Origin of the sequence: Proteiniphilum saccharofermentans (assembly GCF_900095135.1) — a bacterium.
GTDB classification, from domain to species: domain Bacteria; phylum Bacteroidota; class Bacteroidia; order Bacteroidales; family Dysgonomonadaceae; genus Proteiniphilum; species Proteiniphilum saccharofermentans.
In genome coordinates, this window is the sequence record NZ_LT605205.1 from 452,657 (window position 1) to 470,488 (window position 17,832).

At 41.0% G+C, this 17,832-nt stretch carries 16 protein-coding genes; 7 read left to right on the forward strand and 9 right to left on the reverse strand.

Features of this window, described 5'->3' with window-relative positions:
- Positions 1–209 precede the first annotated feature (209 nt).
- The 3 genes from PSM36_RS01695 to PSM36_RS01705 form a co-directional block, all read right to left on the reverse strand.
- Complete coding sequence (locus PSM36_RS01695; protein WP_076928511.1) at positions 210–1,883, reverse strand: RagB/SusD family nutrient uptake outer membrane protein; 1,674 nt, start codon at positions 1,881–1,883, stop codon at positions 210–212.
- Between the two features lie 23 nt (positions 1,884–1,906).
- Entirely contained in the window at positions 1,907–5,221 is a 3,315-nt protein-coding gene (locus PSM36_RS01700; protein WP_161947538.1) for a TonB-dependent receptor, read from the reverse strand.
- A gap of 258 nt (positions 5,222–5,479) precedes the next feature.
- Positions 5,480–6,658 (reverse strand): FecR family protein, encoded by a 1,179-nt coding sequence (locus tag PSM36_RS01705; protein ID WP_076928513.1) that lies wholly within the window; start codon positions 6,656–6,658, stop codon positions 5,480–5,482.
- 209 nt (positions 6,659–6,867) lie between these two features.
- Here PSM36_RS01705 and PSM36_RS01710 point away from each other — a divergent pair, with 209 nt between their 5' ends.
- Together PSM36_RS01710 and PSM36_RS17930 are read left to right on the forward strand one after the other, a co-directional pair.
- On the forward strand, positions 6,868–7,692 hold the full coding sequence (locus tag PSM36_RS01710; protein ID WP_449421181.1) for an IS4 family transposase: 825 nt from the start codon (positions 6,868–6,870) through the stop codon (positions 7,690–7,692).
- Entirely contained in the window at positions 7,581–8,036 is a 456-nt protein-coding gene (locus PSM36_RS17930) for a transposase (RefSeq protein ID WP_449421182.1), read from the forward strand. Before PSM36_RS01710 ends, PSM36_RS17930 begins: the two co-directional genes overlap by 112 nt.
- A 36-nt stretch (positions 8,037–8,072) precedes the next feature.
- Here the strand turns inward: PSM36_RS17930 and PSM36_RS01715 are convergent, their stop codons facing one another.
- The 3 genes from PSM36_RS01715 to PSM36_RS01725 form a co-directional block, all read right to left on the reverse strand.
- The gene (locus PSM36_RS01715) at positions 8,073–8,672 is read right to left on the reverse strand and encodes an RNA polymerase sigma factor (protein ID WP_076928514.1); all 600 of its coding nucleotides are present in this window, start codon (positions 8,670–8,672) and stop codon (positions 8,073–8,075) included.
- Positions 8,673–9,229: 557 nt separating this feature from the next.
- Complete coding sequence (rpsO, locus tag PSM36_RS01720; RefSeq protein ID WP_076928515.1) at positions 9,230–9,499, reverse strand: 30S ribosomal protein S15; 270 nt, start codon at positions 9,497–9,499, stop codon at positions 9,230–9,232.
- Between the two features lie 165 nt (positions 9,500–9,664).
- Complete coding sequence (locus PSM36_RS01725) at positions 9,665–10,933, reverse strand: carboxypeptidase-like regulatory domain-containing protein (RefSeq protein ID WP_076928516.1); 1,269 nt, start codon at positions 10,931–10,933, stop codon at positions 9,665–9,667.
- Between the two features lie 258 nt (positions 10,934–11,191).
- Here PSM36_RS01725 and nadB point away from each other — a divergent pair, with 258 nt between their 5' ends.
- The 5 genes from nadB to PSM36_RS01750 all read left to right on the forward strand — a co-directional run bounded on the left by nadB (position 11,192) and on the right by PSM36_RS01750 (position 15,934).
- A complete protein-coding gene (gene nadB, locus PSM36_RS01730; protein ID WP_076928517.1) occupies positions 11,192–12,772 on the forward strand; it encodes an L-aspartate oxidase in 1,581 nt (526 codons plus the stop codon).
- A 100-nt stretch (positions 12,773–12,872) separates the two neighbouring features.
- The gene (folP, locus tag PSM36_RS01735; RefSeq protein ID WP_076928518.1) at positions 12,873–13,709 is read left to right on the forward strand and encodes a dihydropteroate synthase; all 837 of its coding nucleotides are present in this window, start codon (positions 12,873–12,875) and stop codon (positions 13,707–13,709) included.
- 6 nt (positions 13,710–13,715) lie between these two features.
- Positions 13,716–14,474 (forward strand): diadenylate cyclase CdaA, encoded by a 759-nt coding sequence (cdaA, locus tag PSM36_RS01740; protein ID WP_076928519.1) that lies wholly within the window; start codon positions 13,716–13,718, stop codon positions 14,472–14,474.
- A gap of 54 nt (positions 14,475–14,528) precedes the next feature.
- Positions 14,529–15,635: a DNA replication/repair protein RecF gene (gene recF, locus PSM36_RS01745; RefSeq protein ID WP_076928520.1), complete on the forward strand. Its 1,107-nt coding sequence runs from the start codon at positions 14,529–14,531 to the stop codon at positions 15,633–15,635.
- A gap of 5 nt (positions 15,636–15,640) precedes the next feature.
- Complete coding sequence (locus PSM36_RS01750) at positions 15,641–15,934, forward strand: DUF721 domain-containing protein (protein WP_076928521.1); 294 nt, start codon at positions 15,641–15,643, stop codon at positions 15,932–15,934.
- Positions 15,935–15,972: 38 nt separating this feature from the next.
- On the opposite strand, the gene PSM36_RS01755 is transcribed toward PSM36_RS01750, so the two are convergent.
- From PSM36_RS01755 to PSM36_RS01765, 3 genes are read right to left on the reverse strand one after another with little or no spacing between them, the layout of a single operon-like run.
- Entirely contained in the window at positions 15,973–16,620 is a 648-nt protein-coding gene (locus PSM36_RS01755) for a porin family protein (RefSeq protein WP_083710882.1), read from the reverse strand.
- 41 nt (positions 16,621–16,661) lie between these two features.
- A complete protein-coding gene (gene secG / locus PSM36_RS01760; RefSeq protein WP_076928523.1) occupies positions 16,662–17,030 on the reverse strand; it encodes a preprotein translocase subunit SecG in 369 nt (122 codons plus the stop codon).
- Positions 17,031–17,072: 42 nt separating this feature from the next.
- Positions 17,073–17,831 (reverse strand): hypothetical protein, encoded by a 759-nt coding sequence (locus PSM36_RS01765; RefSeq protein ID WP_076928524.1) that lies wholly within the window; start codon positions 17,829–17,831, stop codon positions 17,073–17,075.
- Position 17,832: the final 1 nt, after the last annotated feature.

A 17,832-nucleotide genomic window follows, 5' to 3' on the forward strand; every position in this document is an offset into this window, starting at 1 on the left:
TTTTTTTCTATCCATCTTTATATTTATGATTAGGATCTGTTTAATTAAATTTACTTTAACTCTTTAATACGTATGTTTCTGAATTCAATTCCGGGACGTGCCCTAACAAACCGATATGTCCGGTTTTATTCAGCACTCCGGGATGATCAAGTTTATTTATTGTTCCGTTTTAGGCACCAGCAGTAAGCATAAATTTTTTCATTTTATTCTTAGTAGTTTGGATTCTGCGTCATATTAGGATTTGCCTGCATTTCGGTTTCAGGTATGGGCCATAAATAGTCACGTGAAGCATTGAAGTGTCTTTCATCTACCAGACGCATTTTATAGTCAACTGATTCTCCGGGTGAGGCTATGACTGATTGATCGTAATACGAGTTGCCATATTCATCCATATGTGGTATTCCAGGATACGTTTTCTTCATTCTTCCCAGAAGTGGCTCATTTAATACTTTCTCTGCCATTTTCCATCTTCTTATATCGAATAGCCTCAATCCTTCACCTGCAAATTCAACTTTTCTTTCTCTACAAATTATCTGGAACAGTTCTTGAGGGTCTGTAGTGGTTACATGAGGCATATTGACTGATTCTCTACTTCTGATTTTATTGATCGCATCCAATACGGACTGATCAATCTGACCAGCTTTGATCTTTGCTTCAGCGTAAGTGAGTAATACTTCTGCATACCGGATGAGAATAGGATTTGTATCGGAATTATTTGGATCCGCGGCGTCTTCAAGATTACAATATTTCCTGAAACACAAGCCAGTCCATGTTCCATACGCATTGGTTACTTCCAGATTGTTTACACGGGTATTGTTCCGGTAATTCCAGATAAGCACACTATCACCGTGGGTTTCAAATTGATATCCCAGGAACACTGATCCAGGTACTGCTAGCGTATATTCTAATCTGGGATCCCTGTTTTGATAGGGATTCATTGGGTCATATAAGGGAGATTTGTCAATGGGAAGTCCGTCAATACACTCAAAGGCATCCTGCAGTTGATATGCCGGTTTTTTGTTTGTATACCCTCCTGCTGTTCTGGAGCCCAACTGACGATAGGTGGGGTGTACCATATATGGTTTCAAATATTGCACTGATAAGATAATCTCCTTGGAACTCTCTCCTGCGAGGGTGAATAGTTTTGAAAAATCCTTTTCAATTATATATTGCTCACCTTCCATGCTTATCACTTTCGATGAAGCATCAATGGCATCGTTCCACTTTTCATTGTATAGTGCAGTCCTGGCCTTTAATGCTAATGCTGCACCCTTGGCTATTTTTCCTGACAGGGGGTTGTTTTCTTCCGGCAGATATTGGACTATTTCGGTGAGCTCGCTCAAAATAAAATCTACCACTTGCGATTTTGGTGTTCTCGCTTCCTGCGATGTGACTGTCAGTACTTTTGTAATCAGTGGCACATCTCCATACAACTCCGTTAAATAGGAATAATAGAGTGCCCTTAGAAATCTTGCTTCAGACTTGAGTCTGTTAAAGATCACCGGATCCACATTTGTCTCTCCATTATGCATATTGTTGATGAAATAATTACAATAAGCAATTCCATCATAGAATGAAGCCCAGTAGTCCCTTATAATATCCACTGTAGGAGTTGCAGCACCCTGAGGTAACGTGTGAAGTCCGTAGGCGTTTCTTTCGTAGCCTATATCCGTTGCATAATCAAAAGCAAGGTTAAATGGTAACCCCCAATAGGTAAGCCATAAGGGATTGTAACATGAAATAACCCCCATTTCCATTTCTTTCTGGTTCGATAAGAATGTAGCATTTGAAGGGGCATCCATAGGGTATCTGTCGAGAAAGTCTGAACAAGAAACGTGCAGTGTTATCAACAGAAGAACCAATATATAATTTCTATTTTTCATTGTTTTTTAGTTTTAATTCGATTTTAAAAAGAAATTTCTACCCCAAAAGTGAAATTTTTCACCATTGGATAATAAGCGGCGCTGGTAACATTGTTGGTATTTTCCACATCATACCCATCCCAGAAATTATCGAATGTAAGCAGGTTATCTCCATTCGCGTATACTCTGATATTATTTATTGACATTTTCTTTGAAAAATGCTGTGGCAGAGTATATCCGATCTGGAGATTTTTAAGTCTCATGTATGAGGCATCTTTCAGCCAGAATGAAGAGTATTGCGTATTATTGGTTCCGTTAAAATATAATCTGGGAAAGCTGGCTTCAGTATTCTCTGGTGTCCAGTAATCCTTGTGCATTTCCAATGCGGTTCCTCCTACATAGAATGGCTGGATGGCCTGACCGCCGAGATAGCCTTTGAGTTTTCCAATACCCTGGATAAGAAAGCTGAGGTCAAAACCTTTGTATTCACCGTAAAAATTCAATCCGTAGGTAAAACGTGGTATAGAACTTCCGATGACTACCTTATCTGCATCATTGATGATGCCGTCTCCCGAATCAGGAATACCATCTCCATCAGTATCTACGGTGAGTTGATCTTTATATTTTATATCTCCTCTGCCAAATCCGGCAAATTGAGTCGCGTGTTTATATTTGCCTTCAGTATCATAATCAGAGTCCTGGATATAACCATCAGCCTCAAACCCGTAAAAAGATCTAAATGGATGGCCTTCTCTGTTAGCAATAAGCGAGGTTTGATCCTGTCCCTTTAAATCGAGAATTTTATTTTGCACGTCTGAAAGGTTGAAACTCATTTTGTAATTAAATGGGCCTGCATTATCCCGATACGTTACAGAGACATCCCATCCTTTGTTTTCCATTACGCCTGCATTTTGGTAAGGTGCACCGAATCCAATCGTAGGGGGAATATCGAGCCTGAGAAGGATATCATGGGTTTTCCTGTAATAATAGTCAGCAACTACATCCAATTTATTCCCAAAGCCAAGGTCCACTCCTACACCTGTCATTCTGGTTGTCTCCCAAATTAATTCTTCATTTACAAGGGTAGAGATTCCTGCGCCGTCAATCACTGTATTATTGCTTACATAGGGAAAATCCATGGAGATCGTCTGATAAGAAGGATAATACCCTCCTACGTTTTGATTGCCAAGTTCGCCCCACGATGCTCTCACCTTAAAGTTACTGATGGTTTGAACGAGAGTTTGCCAAAAATCCTCTTCTGAGACCCTCCATCCTGCAGAAAATGAAGGGAAGAACCCCCATCGGTTTGCTTTTGCAAAGCGGGAAGTACCATCATATCGCATATTAGCTTCCAACAAGTATTTGCCTGCGTAATCGTAGTTCAGGCGTCCGAAGTAAGAGCGAAGTGCAATTTCGCTTTCAGATCCGTTTGCTTTCTGAATTTCTTCACTTCCGGCATTCAATACAGTATATTGAGGAAACTGAAATCCTTCCCTATAACCGGAATGCCATTTGACTCTGGTACTCTCCTGTTGATAACCCAATAAAAGCTTGAAATTGTTTTGGTGAAAACTTTTCGATGCTGTTCCGGTTGCAGTAAGAAGATGAGTCAGCCCCATATCGGTTTTTTCTGTCAGTTCGGAGTTGGTTGGTTGAGTAAATGCCTGTGAGCCGTCAGAGTAAAAAGTAGTTATGGCTTTGTTGAATGCAGATGTAAATAATGCATAGTAATTAGGATTGTAATTACCTTGGAATACCAACCAGTCTGCAGGCTTATAGGTGAGTCCCAGATTTAGTGTCGCAGATGGATTCTCAGTATGCTTTAATCCTCCATCTATTGCCATTGCCCTGGCATTTAATCCGTTATATGCGTATCCCCAGTCCCCGTTTGAAAATTGCATTGGAAAAATTGCCGGGGTGCGGAATGAATAATGGACGATGGATCCTACACCCTGATTGGGCTCTTTTCGTTTACCCATGGCAAGATGTGCGTCGATTTGTGTTGCTATCTTACGTGATACATCCATATCCATATTCACGCGTAATGTATATCGGTTATATTTTGTATTGGGTATAATCCCATTTTGATCATAATACCCGATATTGACAATTGTCCTTATGCGATTGGATCCTCCACTGAGGGTCAGAAAATGATTGTGAGAAAATCCTGATTCCGTTAAAACCTCATTAAACCAATCCACATTGGGATAGGCATCCGGATCAATGTGCATATTATTCTTGTAGTTTTGGATGTATGCATCATCGAATGTGGGGTTGGTGCCGGCATTTTTCTGTGCAATTGAAAGCATTTCCATATGATCGATCGCATTTACTTTCTTTGGCAAAGTTGTGGGCTGCTGAAATCCCATATATCCATTATAAGTAACAATAAATTTGTCTGCCTGTGCCCTTTTAGTGGTGATGAGAATTACACCGTTTGCAGCCCTTGTCCCATAAATGGCGGCCGATGCTGCGTCCTTCAGTACTGAGATAGATTCAATCATTGCTGGATCAATGTTGTTAATACCCATTTCTACCCCGTCTACCAATATCAGCGGATTGTTTTCTCCCAACGTCGTAATCCCCCGGATCCTGAGAGTTCCTCCATCGGCCCCCGGTTGTCCTGAAGATTGTGTGACGGTTAGTCCCGGTACAATTCCTTGTAAGGCCATTGATGTTTGGCCGACCTTACGTTTAGATATTTCCTGTAGGTCCACACTCACCACAGAACCGGTGAGGTTCGCTTTCTTTTGTGTTCCATAACCAACCACTACCACTTCTTCCAATCCTTTCAGATCCTCTTGCAGTGTTACGTCAATTTTATTCTTTCCTGAGGTATTTATATTCACCGATAAATAACCGATATATGATATTTGCAGCGAAGAATTTTCATCAACCTCTAAGGTGAAATTTCCGTCAATATCCGTGACTGTACCATTGGTTGTACCCTTCTCCATGATATTGGCTCCTATTACCGGCTCACCGTTCTCATCCGTCACTTTTCCTGAGACCTGCCTCTTCTGCTGCTGGATCTCTTTCGTGAAATTTTCTTGTTTCGGCGCTTTTGAAATATAAACCTGCCTGTCGGATACTTTGTAAATGTTATCGGTTCCGGCAAACAATTTATCCAGCACCTCACTAATGGTTTCTTCCTTCACATTGATTGATACTACCCGTTCCGGATCCAACGTGTCCCTATTGTACAGGAATATATATTCACTGTGTTTCTCTATCTCTGTAAAAACTTCCCGAACAGTTCTGTTCTTTAGCTTCAGACTGAGGGTTGTAGCCTGTGAATAGCTATTGCCGGCGTAACTGATACTTATTCCTATGGCAAGGAACAGTGTGATTAACTTCATAATTCTAAAAGTTTTCCGAGTATTAGCGTCTTTTATGAGAATACTAACTTTTTTTGTCATATATTTGTCATGATTTTAAAGGGTTGAACTTTTTGTTTGCTTACTTTTTGAAATCCCGGATCGGATGGTGTTTGGCGATGTCGTCCGATCCTTTTTTACTGTTATCCTGTATCTTTCATTGTTAAATATTTTTTAAGTTTGTACTAAATAGATTATAAAAACCAAATTATTATACACCGATTGCCTAACAAGGGTACTCTATTTGATTCTTACCTTATATATTCCATTTTCATGCTCAATTTCTATCGGGAAAGAGAAGGTTAGGCCGTTAAGCACTTCCCCCAGGTCATTCTTCAAATCAACTTTCCCTGAACACCGCTGATTGACAATATTTTCATCGTAAATGATCTCTTCTCCATAGTAACGGGATAGCTTGGTCATCAAGATATCAAGCCTCTCGTCTTCAGCGTAAAGAATTCCATGGATCCATGAAATGTATTTCTCCACTTCAATTTTTGTTACCGATGTTTGTCCGTCTTTATATTGATACATCAGTGAAGGTGTCAGCTCCGTCTTTGACCTGTTTTTGCCGGATGCTATCTGTACCGCTCCCGTAGCGAGTACAACCTGTGTCTCATGGTCTTCTTCATAGGCCATCACATTGAATTTTGTACCCAACACCCTGATTTCTATATCATTTGTTTTTACTATAAATGGTCTATCGGGATCAGTTGCCACATCGAGAAACGCTTCTCCGTTTACGTATATTTCGCGTATATTTCCTGTGAACCGGTTAGGGTAAACGACTTTTGAGCCGGAATTTACATGTAATGTTGTCCCGTCGGATAAAGTTAACCGTGATCTTTTTCCTTTGGGAATAATGAGTTGGTTATACTCCGGCGTGTTCACTTCTGCTACTGATTTTCCCGTTATCTGGATGCTGTCGGGATTGTAAGAAATCGAAGGTTCTTTTTCTTCTATCCTGATTATCTTTTCGGAGGAAACAAAAAGTTGAATGTCCTCCGAAGATGAGTCTGCTGAAAGCGGATTGGCTTCCACGAATTCCAACAATCCGGATTCCTGTTTCTCAGAATGTTGATAGATTTGGGTAACGGCAAACAAGAGCAGGAACGAAGCCGCAGCAAAAGAAAGCCATGTATATAGTTTCCGCCGTCTTTTGTGCTGATGTATGCGTTGATAAAAAACGTTGTGATGAGTTTCTATTGCCTCGGGTGCAAGGGAATAATGATTCAGCCGGATTTGGGTACTGTATAAAGAGATGGCTTTCTCTATTGAAGAATTTAGTTCCGGATTTTTTTCCATCACATTTTTCCAATAGGCATTATCATCCTCTTCTTTGAAGAAATTCCACCTTAGGAAGTCTTCATCTTTAAGAAAGTCGATAGCCCTGTATCCCTGATATTTATTCTTCCGCATTTATTATTCGTCCTATAGCCTGTTTCATTAGATACGAACATCTCTCTTTTTTGTGAGCATTTTTTATAAGAAAATCGCTTCATTAGTGGGCACTTAAATAAAAAAATAGTTCTTTGAAATCTTTTGTAGATCGCAGTTTTGAGAAATTTTAGTTGTGTGACGATTTGAAATGCGATGATTATATTTTACTTTGCCCAAAAGTAAAAATCATGAATCAAGGCAAATATATTTTCGCACAGCTTACAGAATTTCTACCACGTAGGGTGTTTGACCATATCGTATCCAGGCACGATGGAAACAAGAAAGTCCGAAGTTTCACCTGCTGGAACCAGATGCTATGCATGATCTTTGGACAATTGACAGCCCGTGACAGTATGCGGGACTTGATGTTGAGCTTGGAAGCCCATCAATCCAAATATTACCATTTGGGACTGGGGGCAAGCGTAACCCGGACAAATCTGGGCAAAGCCAATCGTAACCGTAGCTATAAAATCTTTGAGGATTTTGCCTATGTGATGATGGACAAGGCCCGTCAAAGTCATTACAGGGAGGACTTTGAAGTCAAGGTGGACGGGAACGTCTATGCCTTTGACTCCTCCACCATCGACCTGTGCCTGAGTGTCTTCTGGTGGGCGGAGTTCCGCAAGCACAAGGGAGGCATCAAGTTGCATACATTGTATGACCTGAAGACTTCCATTCCGACTTTCGTGTTGATCACCAGCGCAAAGGTCAATGATATGAACGCGATGGATTATCTTCATTATGAATCCGGGAGCTTTTATATCTTCGACCGCGGATACGTGGACTTTGACAGGTTGTACCGGGTGAATGAATCCGAAGCCTGGTTTGTCACGCGGGCCAAGAAGAACTTCAAGTTCCGCAGGATGTATTCCCGGGAAGTTGACAAGTCGACGGGCGTGCAATGCGACCAGATCGGGAAACTGGAGGGATTCTACCAGCAAAAGGACTATCCCGGCAAACTGCGCAGAATCAAGTATCACGACGTGGAACTGGGCAGGACTTCGTTTTTATAACCAATAACATGGACTTGACGGCCGTCGAGATAGCGCTACTGTATAAAAAACGCTGGATGGTTGAGTTGTTCTTCAAATGGATAAAACAACACCTGAAAGTAAAAAGCTTCTGGGGAACGACCATCAACGCCGTTAAAATCCAATTATATTGTGCTATCATCGCTTACTGTCTGGTAGCCTCGATTGGTTACGAATTGAAAGTTGAGCGTCCAATCTACGAAATTCTGCAAATACTCAGCATCTCCCTACTGGACAAAACTCCTATAAGAGAGATACTTACGAATTGCGATTACAAAAATGTCAAAGAGCTCGATTATAAACAATTAAAAATCAACTGGATCTAAGTGTCCAGTAGTGAAATCGCTTATTTAAAAGATAATTTAAAATCCTTTGAATAACAATATGATAAATATGATTGAAGGTAAAGTGGCATTTTCTTTTCTGATTTTATTGATTGCCTGGGATACGAGTTTCCGGATCGAAGTCTCATTCCTCCCCATCATTTCGGAGATTTGGGCATATTCCAGTTCCTGAATATATCGTAAGTACACAGCTTCTTTCTGCAGAGGAGAGAGGCTGTTCAATAATTTCTCTATTTTCTGTTGTATCACCACCCGGTCTTCATCCTCAATAATTTCATCAAGAATAGTAGTCTTGATGGAAAAATTAAAAGCATCATGCTGAATATCCGTTGTATTGGAGAAAGGTTTGTATCTGAAAAAATCATATAACTTATTTTTCAGGGATTTCAGAAGAAAAAACTTAAAATGCGCTACAGAGTTAAATCGTGGTTTGTTAAAAAAAATTTTCAGAAATACATCCTGTATGGCGTCCATTACATAATCGTCTTCTACACCCAGACTCTTGCCATAGGCATACATGTCGTTGATAAAGAATTTGTAAAAGAAAGAAAATGCTTCTTCATCTCCCTTTTGTAGTTTTACGAAAATATTTGATACTTCTTCGGATGCCACATTCATAAATAGTATATCCTCTATAGAAATTGATAAAAACGATACAAGAGCAGGGTTATATCCAAATTACAGAAATATAGGGAAGTAATCTGTTCATTTCATTAAATCAGAGTGCCTTATAGTTATCTGTGGCTCTCCGGTTTGAACCGTCGACCCTCAATCTGTGCCCCAAATATAGATAATTTTTTATATAACCAAAAATTTTAAAAAAAGAGGCCCCCTCGATCGAGAAGGCCTCTTTTGTATCGGTTAACGTGATATCAGCATTAAGGTAAAAAAGATTGTTTTAGGTTATCGATACAAAGATAGAGCGCTATTTTGAATCTGCAAAATAAAAAAATATGTTATAAGACATATTTCTGTAACATATTTTTAAGCGCTGTCATCTGTCTCCCATAGAGAACATATATGTAAATAATTGTTATCCTATTCGTTATATATTGTTCTCTGGTCGCTTGTATCATTGAGTAGATGTTTAATTTTCTTTAATGCAAAAGATCAAGAATAAAAAAAGAGGATAAAAAACAATTGTTCCATCCTCTTTTCGTCCTTTTTTGAGAAAATTATTTTCTGATCCCCAGTTCCTTGATAATGGAACGATATCTTTCGATATCTGTGTCGATCAGATAATCGAGTAAACGACGACGTTTACCGACTAAAATTTTCAATGCTCTTTCTGTGCTATAATCTTTTTTGTTTGACTTGAGATGCTCAGTCAAATGCGAAATACGGTAGGAAAACAATGCTATCTGCGCTTCTGATGAGCCAGTATCAGTGTTGGACTTCCCGTATTTGGCGAAGATTTCCTTCTTTTTAGCAGAATCTAAATACATACTGATTTGTAGATAATATAATTATATAAAACTTTTGGGTTGCAAAGGTACACCTAAATTTCCTAATTCCAAACAGTTTTGTAATTTTCTTTATTTTTCCATTCCAAGGTTCGTTGTGTCTTAATTAATCCACTAGACCACTTAGCTACCCAGGCACTTTCCACATTAATCCGCTCTCCTCCGTAATTTTCCACTCAATCGTTTCACGGCATCCATTATTTCCTGATTCGGTTCAATTACGTTATATTCTCCCCAGAAATCCGGATCGAGGAAGTGTTCTACCTTTTCTGCAATCACATCAGTGGACCTGATCCTCTCGTTACGAGGAAATTTCACTACATTGTTGTCATATCTGTCGGTAATAGCCATTTCCGAGCTAATTGTATAAGTGGTGGCAAACAGGCCGAAGAATCGGTTTGTCCATCTCACACGGAATGAAACTTCGGTACTACTATAATTAAAGAACCATTTTCCGTCACTCTCGGTAAAATCCACTACATACTGCGCCTTGTTTACGTCCACCCTCATCTTGGATGGTTTTCGTCTGATAAAGATATTGGCTGCATCTTTTCGGTCTTCCACATTCATATTGAATTCCATACGGGCAAAAGCCAAAGATGCCGCATCCAAATAAATATTTCCCCTGAACAGGATCTCTTTTATTCCCGGATGAGGGGCAAATGAAATGACATAGTGCGGTTTGTCGTTAATATTAATGAGTCCTTCGATATGAAATTGATATTCCGATGCATCTGTCCCGAAAACGATTTCCGGATTTTTGGCAATGTCCAACATCAGTGCGTCGCTAATACCTCCCTGAAACTTTAAGAGCACAGTGTCCCGGGGGGAAATATCAGTAGCCTTACGTCCAATATATATCTTGGCCTGATCATTACTATATGAACTATAGGTAGCTTTATATATATCCAATACCGTCTCTACCAGCGAGATATAATTCGATCCCTTCTTAACTGACTCACGATAGAAGGCAACCATCATATGAGGATTATCGGGATAATTCTGCGGAATGCGTTGCAATGCCTCTTTTATTAACTCTTTACCGTCGCCCGATACCACGACGACCTCACTCAATTCAATGGGAGAAGGCTTTAAAGTGATATGGTTGTTTGGATTATCGATCAGTGTAATTATCGGGATATTCCGGTTTTCATATCCCAAATATCGGATAAGCAGTTGTGAATTTTTTGTAGAGGCCGGGACACGAATGGAAAAATATCCATCCTGATTGGTAACGCTTGATACATTCACCTGTTGAACCGAAACACTTGCATTGACCAGTGGCTCGTTGGTATCTCCCCCAAGCACCCTGCCTCTAATCAGATAGGTGGAATCCGGCTGTGCTGCATTCCCGGAGAGCAGACTCGAAGTTGATAAGAGGCAGAAAAATAGAATCAGACGGAATAAATTGTTCATACCAAAATAATTAAGAGTGTGATACAGGTCGTAACTTGATGTTTAACAGTCGATTTATTAAATATACAAAGAAAACAAATTAGGAGGGATTTTTTGGATGTATAACGTTTTTTAACCTTGCGGATTGCTCTATCGGGAGCTGCGTTGGAAGATTTGGAAATGTTGCGCTAGAGAGGGGAGAGGTATTTGTGGAAATGGTTGATGATTCCGGGAAAAATCTTGTAAATTTGTATCGAAATAATCCTAAAGAAGAGGTAAATGGTTTATAGATATGATTTTCTGGTGATCGGCTCGGGTATTGCCGGAATGAGTTATGCACTGAAGGTGGCAAAACATGGAAGAGTAGCTATTGCGGCAAAGAATTCCCTTGAAGATGCCAATACATATTATGCCCAAGGGGGAATTGCCTCCGTAACCAATCCGTGGGATAATTTCGAGAAGCATATAGCCGATACGTTGGATGCCGGAGCAGGTCTTTGCGACGTGGAGGTGGTGGAAAAGGTGGTGCGTGAAGCCCCCGATCAAATCAGGGAACTGATAAGGTGGGGAGTCGATTTTGATAAAGATGACAAAGGTAATTTTGATCTCCATCGGGAAGGGGGACATTCTGAATTTCGTATTTTACATCATAAGGATAATACCGGGGCAGAAATACAGGACAGCCTGATCGAGACCATCCGGAAGCATCCGAATATCGACGTGTTCGATCACCATTTTGCCATAGAGGCACTTACGCAGCATCATTTGGGACAGGTTGTTACAAGACACACCTCTGGTATTGAATGTTATGGGGCTTACATCCTCAATCAGGAAACTAACGAGATTGATACATTTCTTGCCCGGGTTACCATGATGGCTACAGGTGGAATCGGTTGTATTTATCAGACCACCACTAACCCGCTGGTCGCCACAGGCGATGGCATTGCGATGGTAGCACGTGCCAAAGGCGAGATCAAGGGGATGGAGTTTGTGCAATTTCATCCTACTGCATTGTATCATCCCGGTGCCCGCCCTTCATTTCTTATTACTGAAGCGATACGTGGTTACGGAGGTGTATTGAAGACGCTTGATGGTGAGGAGTTTATGCGTAAATATGATAAACGCGGATCACTTGCTCCCCGCGATATAGTTGCCCGCGCTATCGATACCGAGATGAAAGAGAAAGGTTTTGAGCACCTTTTTCTGGATGTAACCCATAAAGAGCCTGAAGAGACCCGGAAACATTTTCCTACCATTTATGAAAAATGTCTTTCCTACGGGATTGACATTACTAAAGATATGATCCCTGTGGCTCCTGCGGCTCACTATTTGTGTGGAGGGATTAAAGTGAATATGGATGGGGAGACGAGTATCAGTCGCCTTTATGCTAACGGAGAGTGTGCCTGTACAGGACTTCATGGGGCTAACCGGCTGGCATCTAATTCCCTGATTGAAGCGGTAGTTTTCGCCGATGCTGCGGCAAAACATTCTATTCCGCTCTTCAGGCAGTACCCGTTCCGCGAAGATATTCCCTCCTGGAATGCCGAAGGGGTGACCTCTCCCGAGGAGATGGTGTTGATTACGCAGAGTTACAGGGAAGTAGGACAGATCATGTCGTCTTATGTAGGCATTGTTCGTTCAGATTTGCGTTTGCAAAGAGCGCTTAGCCGGTTGAATATCTTGTTCCGGGAAACTGAGGATCTCTTCCAGCGTTCTGTGGTATCGCGTGATATTTGTGAATTGAGGAATATCATCAAGGTGGGATATATGGTTATTAAGCAGGCTATGGCACGAAAAGAGAGCAGAGGATTACATTATACCGTTGATTATCCCGGCCAGAATCCCGATTCGGTACTTTAAGATTCAAAATTCAAAATTCAAGATTCAAGATTTAAGATTCAAGATTCAAACTTCTCAACTTCTTGACTTCTTAGTTCTCAGTTCTACAATTATTGAAAGAATGAAGACAATTAATATAAACGGTCAACTGCTTGATTTTTCCACACCCCGTGTGATGGGTATTGTGAATGTCACTCCCGATTCCTTCTTTTCAGGTAGCAGGACAGAAGCTGCCAACGAGATTATAAAGAGGTGTGCCCAAATACTCAGGGAAGGAGGGACGATGATTGACGTAGGTGCCCAATCCACTTCACCTGCATCCCGTTTTCTCGATGCAAAGGAGGAAGCCGGACGGCTGATGCCTGCGCTGAAGTTGATCCGTGATGAATTTCCCGATACGATCCTTTCGGTCGATACATTTTATGCAGATGTGGCGAAAGAGGCTGTAGAAAAGTATGGAGTGAACATCATCAACGATATTTCGGGAGGGCAGATAGATGAGCAGATGTTTCCGGTTGTGGCTCAGCTGAATGTCCCTTATATTCTGATGCATATGCGTGGTACACCGCAGACAATGCAACAGTTCATCCACTATGATAATTTTATTCAGGATATCCTTTACTATTTCTCTGAACGCAAGGCAAAATTGAATCAGATCGGGGTAAATGATGTGATCATAGATCCCGGTTTCGGATTCAGTAAAACGGTATCTCAAAATTACGAATTGATGGCTTATCTGAAATATTTTCATATCTTTGAGGAACCTATACTGGTAGGAATATCGCGAAAATCGATGATCTACAAGCTGCTTGGGATCACACCGGAAGAAAGCCTTAACGGCACATCTGTTCTCAATGCGGTGGCATTGCTTTCCGGAGCCGGCATCCTGCGGGTGCATGATGTGAAAGAGGCTGTAGAGTGTGTGAAAATCATCGAAAACGTTCAATTTTATTCATAAAGAAATATGTTCATACATTTTGGAATAAAAGATTTCATTGATGTAGTGCTGGTGGCGCTACTTCTTTATTATCTGTTCCGGTTGGTGAAGATCTCGGGGATGCGTCCCCTTTTTCTCGGAATCCTGGTTTTCATGGTAATCTGGATTCTGGTCTCACGGATATTTAATATGGTATTGCTCGGATCTATTCTCGACCAATTTGTGAGTGTGGGGCTTTTCCTATTGGTAATTCTTTTTCAGGATGAGATTCGACGTTTTTTAATGTCACTCGGATCCAAGAAAGGATGGAATTTTATCACAAAACTGTTCTTTCCTGATAAACAGAAGAATGATAAGTCGTACCTGACACCTATTGTGCTCGCTTGTATGAACATGTCAAAAACAAACACAGGTGCACTGATTGCTATTCAAGGCGATCTTCATTTAGGACTTTATGAACAGACCGGTGAGATTGTCAATGCCGATATATCGTCGAGACTTATCGAGAATATATTTTTCAAGAACAGCCCTTTGCATGACGGGGCCATGATCGTTGTCGGAAAGAAGATTAAAGCTGCGGGATGTATTTTGCCTATCTCCCAGAACCCTAATATACCCACCCACCTTGGATTACGACACCGAGCCGGATTGGGGATATCCCAGGAAACTGACGCCAGAGTGATTATCGTTTCCGAAGAGAGAGGGAAGATATCGTTTGCATCACAGGGACGACTCAAAATGAATATTTCACCGGAGGACCTGCAACGTTTGTTGTTGGAAGACTAACCTAATGTGTCGTTGTGATTAATTACTAATTTGTAATTGGTAATTTTCAATATTATGATTTTAAAAGAACTTTCCCTTATTAATTATAAAAACCTGACTCAGGCAGATCTTACTTTGTCACCCAAGATGAATTGTTTCATCGGAAACAATGGAATGGGGAAGACCAATCTGCTTGATGCCATTTATTATCTCTCCTTTTGCAGAAGTTACACCAATCCTGTGGATTCGCAGATCATAAGACATGGTGAAGAGGTTTGTTTGTTGCAGGGGAAGTATGAGTTTGAGGATGATACCAAAGAGGAGGTCTATTGTGCTATCCGTCGCCGGCAAAAGAAACAGTTCAAGCGCAATAAGAAAGAATATGAACGGCTTTCAGGCCATATCGGGTTAATTCCTCTGGTAATGATATCTCCGGCCGATAATGAACTGATTACAGGTGGAAGCGAGGTGCGCCGCAGATTTATGGATATGGCTGTATCCCAGTTTGACAAGGAGTATCTGCGTGCTTTACTAAGGTATAATAAAACATTACAGCAACGCAATGTGTTGTTGAAAAATGAGGAATCGCTTATCGATTTCACTTTGTTGGATCTCTGGGAAGAGCAGATGGCCGAAGCCGGAGCCTTCATTTATAATAAAAGGAAAGAATTTATTGAGGAATTTACTCCTATCTTCAATCAATTCTATGCGAATATCAGTCAATCGGGAGAACAGGTCTCCTTCAGCTATACTTCTCAATTGGATGATGCTGATTTCCTTGAAAAGTTGAGACATAACAGGCAGCGTGATGTCTATCTCGGTCATACTTCGGTGGGTATTCACCGTGATGAACTGGAGATGTTACTTGATGGCTATCCTATCAAAAAGGTGGGATCACAGGGGCAGAACAAGACCTATTTTGTTTCACTGAAACTGGCTCAGTTTCACTTCCTGTTGAAAACGGGCAGGACAACGCCTATCCTGTTGTTGGATGATATTTTCGACCGGCTTGATGCGAAAAGGGTAGAGGAGATTGTAAAATTGGTTTCAGGATCGGAATTTGGACAAATATTCATATCGGACACCAACAGGGGATCGCTTGATAAGATATTGGCGAGGGTTAATAACAACTCACATATCTATTCTGTAGTGGATGGCGAGATAAACCTGATGAAAGATTAGTCTGTATGCAGAAGAAAAATGCTCAATCGTTGTCAGAAGCACTCTCCGATTTCTTTAGTGAGAATAGTGCACTCAGGGTAAAGATGGCGCAACAGCGTGTTATCAGGGGTTGGAGTGAATTGTTTGGAGAAGGGATAGCCAAGTACACCGGCAATCTCTATTTCAACCGTGATACCCTTTACGTCCATCTTACTTCAGCTGTGTTACGCGCTGAGTTGATGATGATCAAAGAGGAACTGATTAAAAAATTGAATGAACATGCGGAGATGACTGTTGTGCATGATATTGTGTTTCGTTGACTTTTGGGAAATGATCTGCCTAAAGGAAAACCCAGGCTTTAGAAAAAAGCGGAAACCCCTAAATAGATCCCTTCCGGATGAGGAGAATTTGTGTGTTGCACTAGGTCGTAGTTCAGAGTGACATGCGATCTTCCCAGACGGAAACCGGCTCCTACTACCAGTGAAGGTACAAGTCCCCTGTCCATTATGGAATCCTTTGTTGTCTTGGAGGTAAATTTAGCCCAGATATAATTTAGTTCGGGTTGTGCGAACAGGGTGATGAAGTTTACCGGATAGAAATAACCAAACAGGTTTGCGCCCAGTAAATTATTCCTTATTTCATATTCGTTAGTACGAGCTCTGGTATAGTAGTATTTGACCCCTGTACCAGCCATGAAATAATCATTGAATTGGTAGCCTATCTGCGGCCCAAAACCCAGATTTGTGTAGTTACTGCTTATCGATAGGCCCAGGTTAGCTCCAAAACGGAGTTTGCTTTTGTCGAAAGTGGCAGGCTGGTTCCGGGTTGCATGTACATTCTCCCTACGCAAGGGTTCGCTGGTTGCCTTTATATTAGCGTTTGAACGATTATTACGATGAATATTCCTTTCATCATTGGAAGACACCCTGATGGTGTCGTATGTGATGATCTGGGCCCCGGCTGACAGGGCTGAGAACAGGAAAAAAAGAAAAAACAATCGTTTCATACGATCATCGTTCTAAGGTCGTATGTCAGGCAAATCATGCCTTACTCTCCCTGTGTGCCTTCTTCCGGTTGGGGTTGAGCGGGCATTTGCGACGGAACAGGTATTTCAGGAGTTACATTCGGAGCCGTAGAAGGATTCAGCGGAGCCGGTTGTTCCACCTCAATCTGAGACTGTGGGGTATGTGAGTGTGAGGTCGTGTATTTGGCCGTCAGGATACTCAAAACGATGATCGTTCCTGCCAATGTCCATGTGAACTTCTCCAGAAAATCAGTAGTCTTCCGAACACCCATAATTTGGTTTGAAGATGCGAAACCGCTTGCCAGTCCTCCCCCTTTGGATTTTTGTACCAATACGGCGAAGATCATCAAGATCGCTGCCAATACAATAAGGATTGTGATGAAAATATACATATCTTATTTATCTTTATTTTGTTCAAATAAATTTGACGTTACTCATTTGGCTTGACGAGAACGTTCAATACTAATCAACAATTCGAGAAAACGAATTTGGTGCGCAAAGTAAACACTTTTTTTTGGAAAATTCAAACTTAACCTTTTAATTATTGTGAGAGCCTGTTCATATTTCTTTTGTTTGATGTATATCCTGGCAAGTGTTTCTGTCAGGAATTCGCTCCCACCCTCTTCTTTTTCCTCTCTTTCCTGTTTCGTTTCGGTTGGGGGTGTATCCTGTGGAACGAATAGTATATCTGATTCCGCTTTTTTGATAAACGCATCGATAATATCCTGATGTTGTAATTTTTGCTGTTCGTCAGTTTGATCAGGATTGACCCTTTCCCCGCTAAGAGATTTCAGATATGAAAAATAGTCTGTCGTAGCCAGATTCAATTCTGCGTTTTCTATAGCAGGTTCAATTATCTCTCTTTCCCCGAGCGAAGAGAGGAATGATTCTAGCAACTGTTCTGTCCTGTCGGCCCTGTTCAGGTGGATACTCTTATCCTTATTCAATAATTTCCCGTATTCTTCCCGGTAGATAAGATAGAATAGTTTTCTTCTGTCGTTACAGAGAACGGCTGTTTTGCCTAATTCTTCTTCATAGCCTTGGTTGTCAATCAGGTTTAAATTCTTTGTGTATAGTAGCCTGGCAGTATGAAAATAAGGATACTTCCCCACAACCGTTTTTAATTCTTCCAACGTGGAAGTGTCCAGCCTTTCCGGATTTTCCATCCAGTTGTATAGATCTTCCTTTTGCATA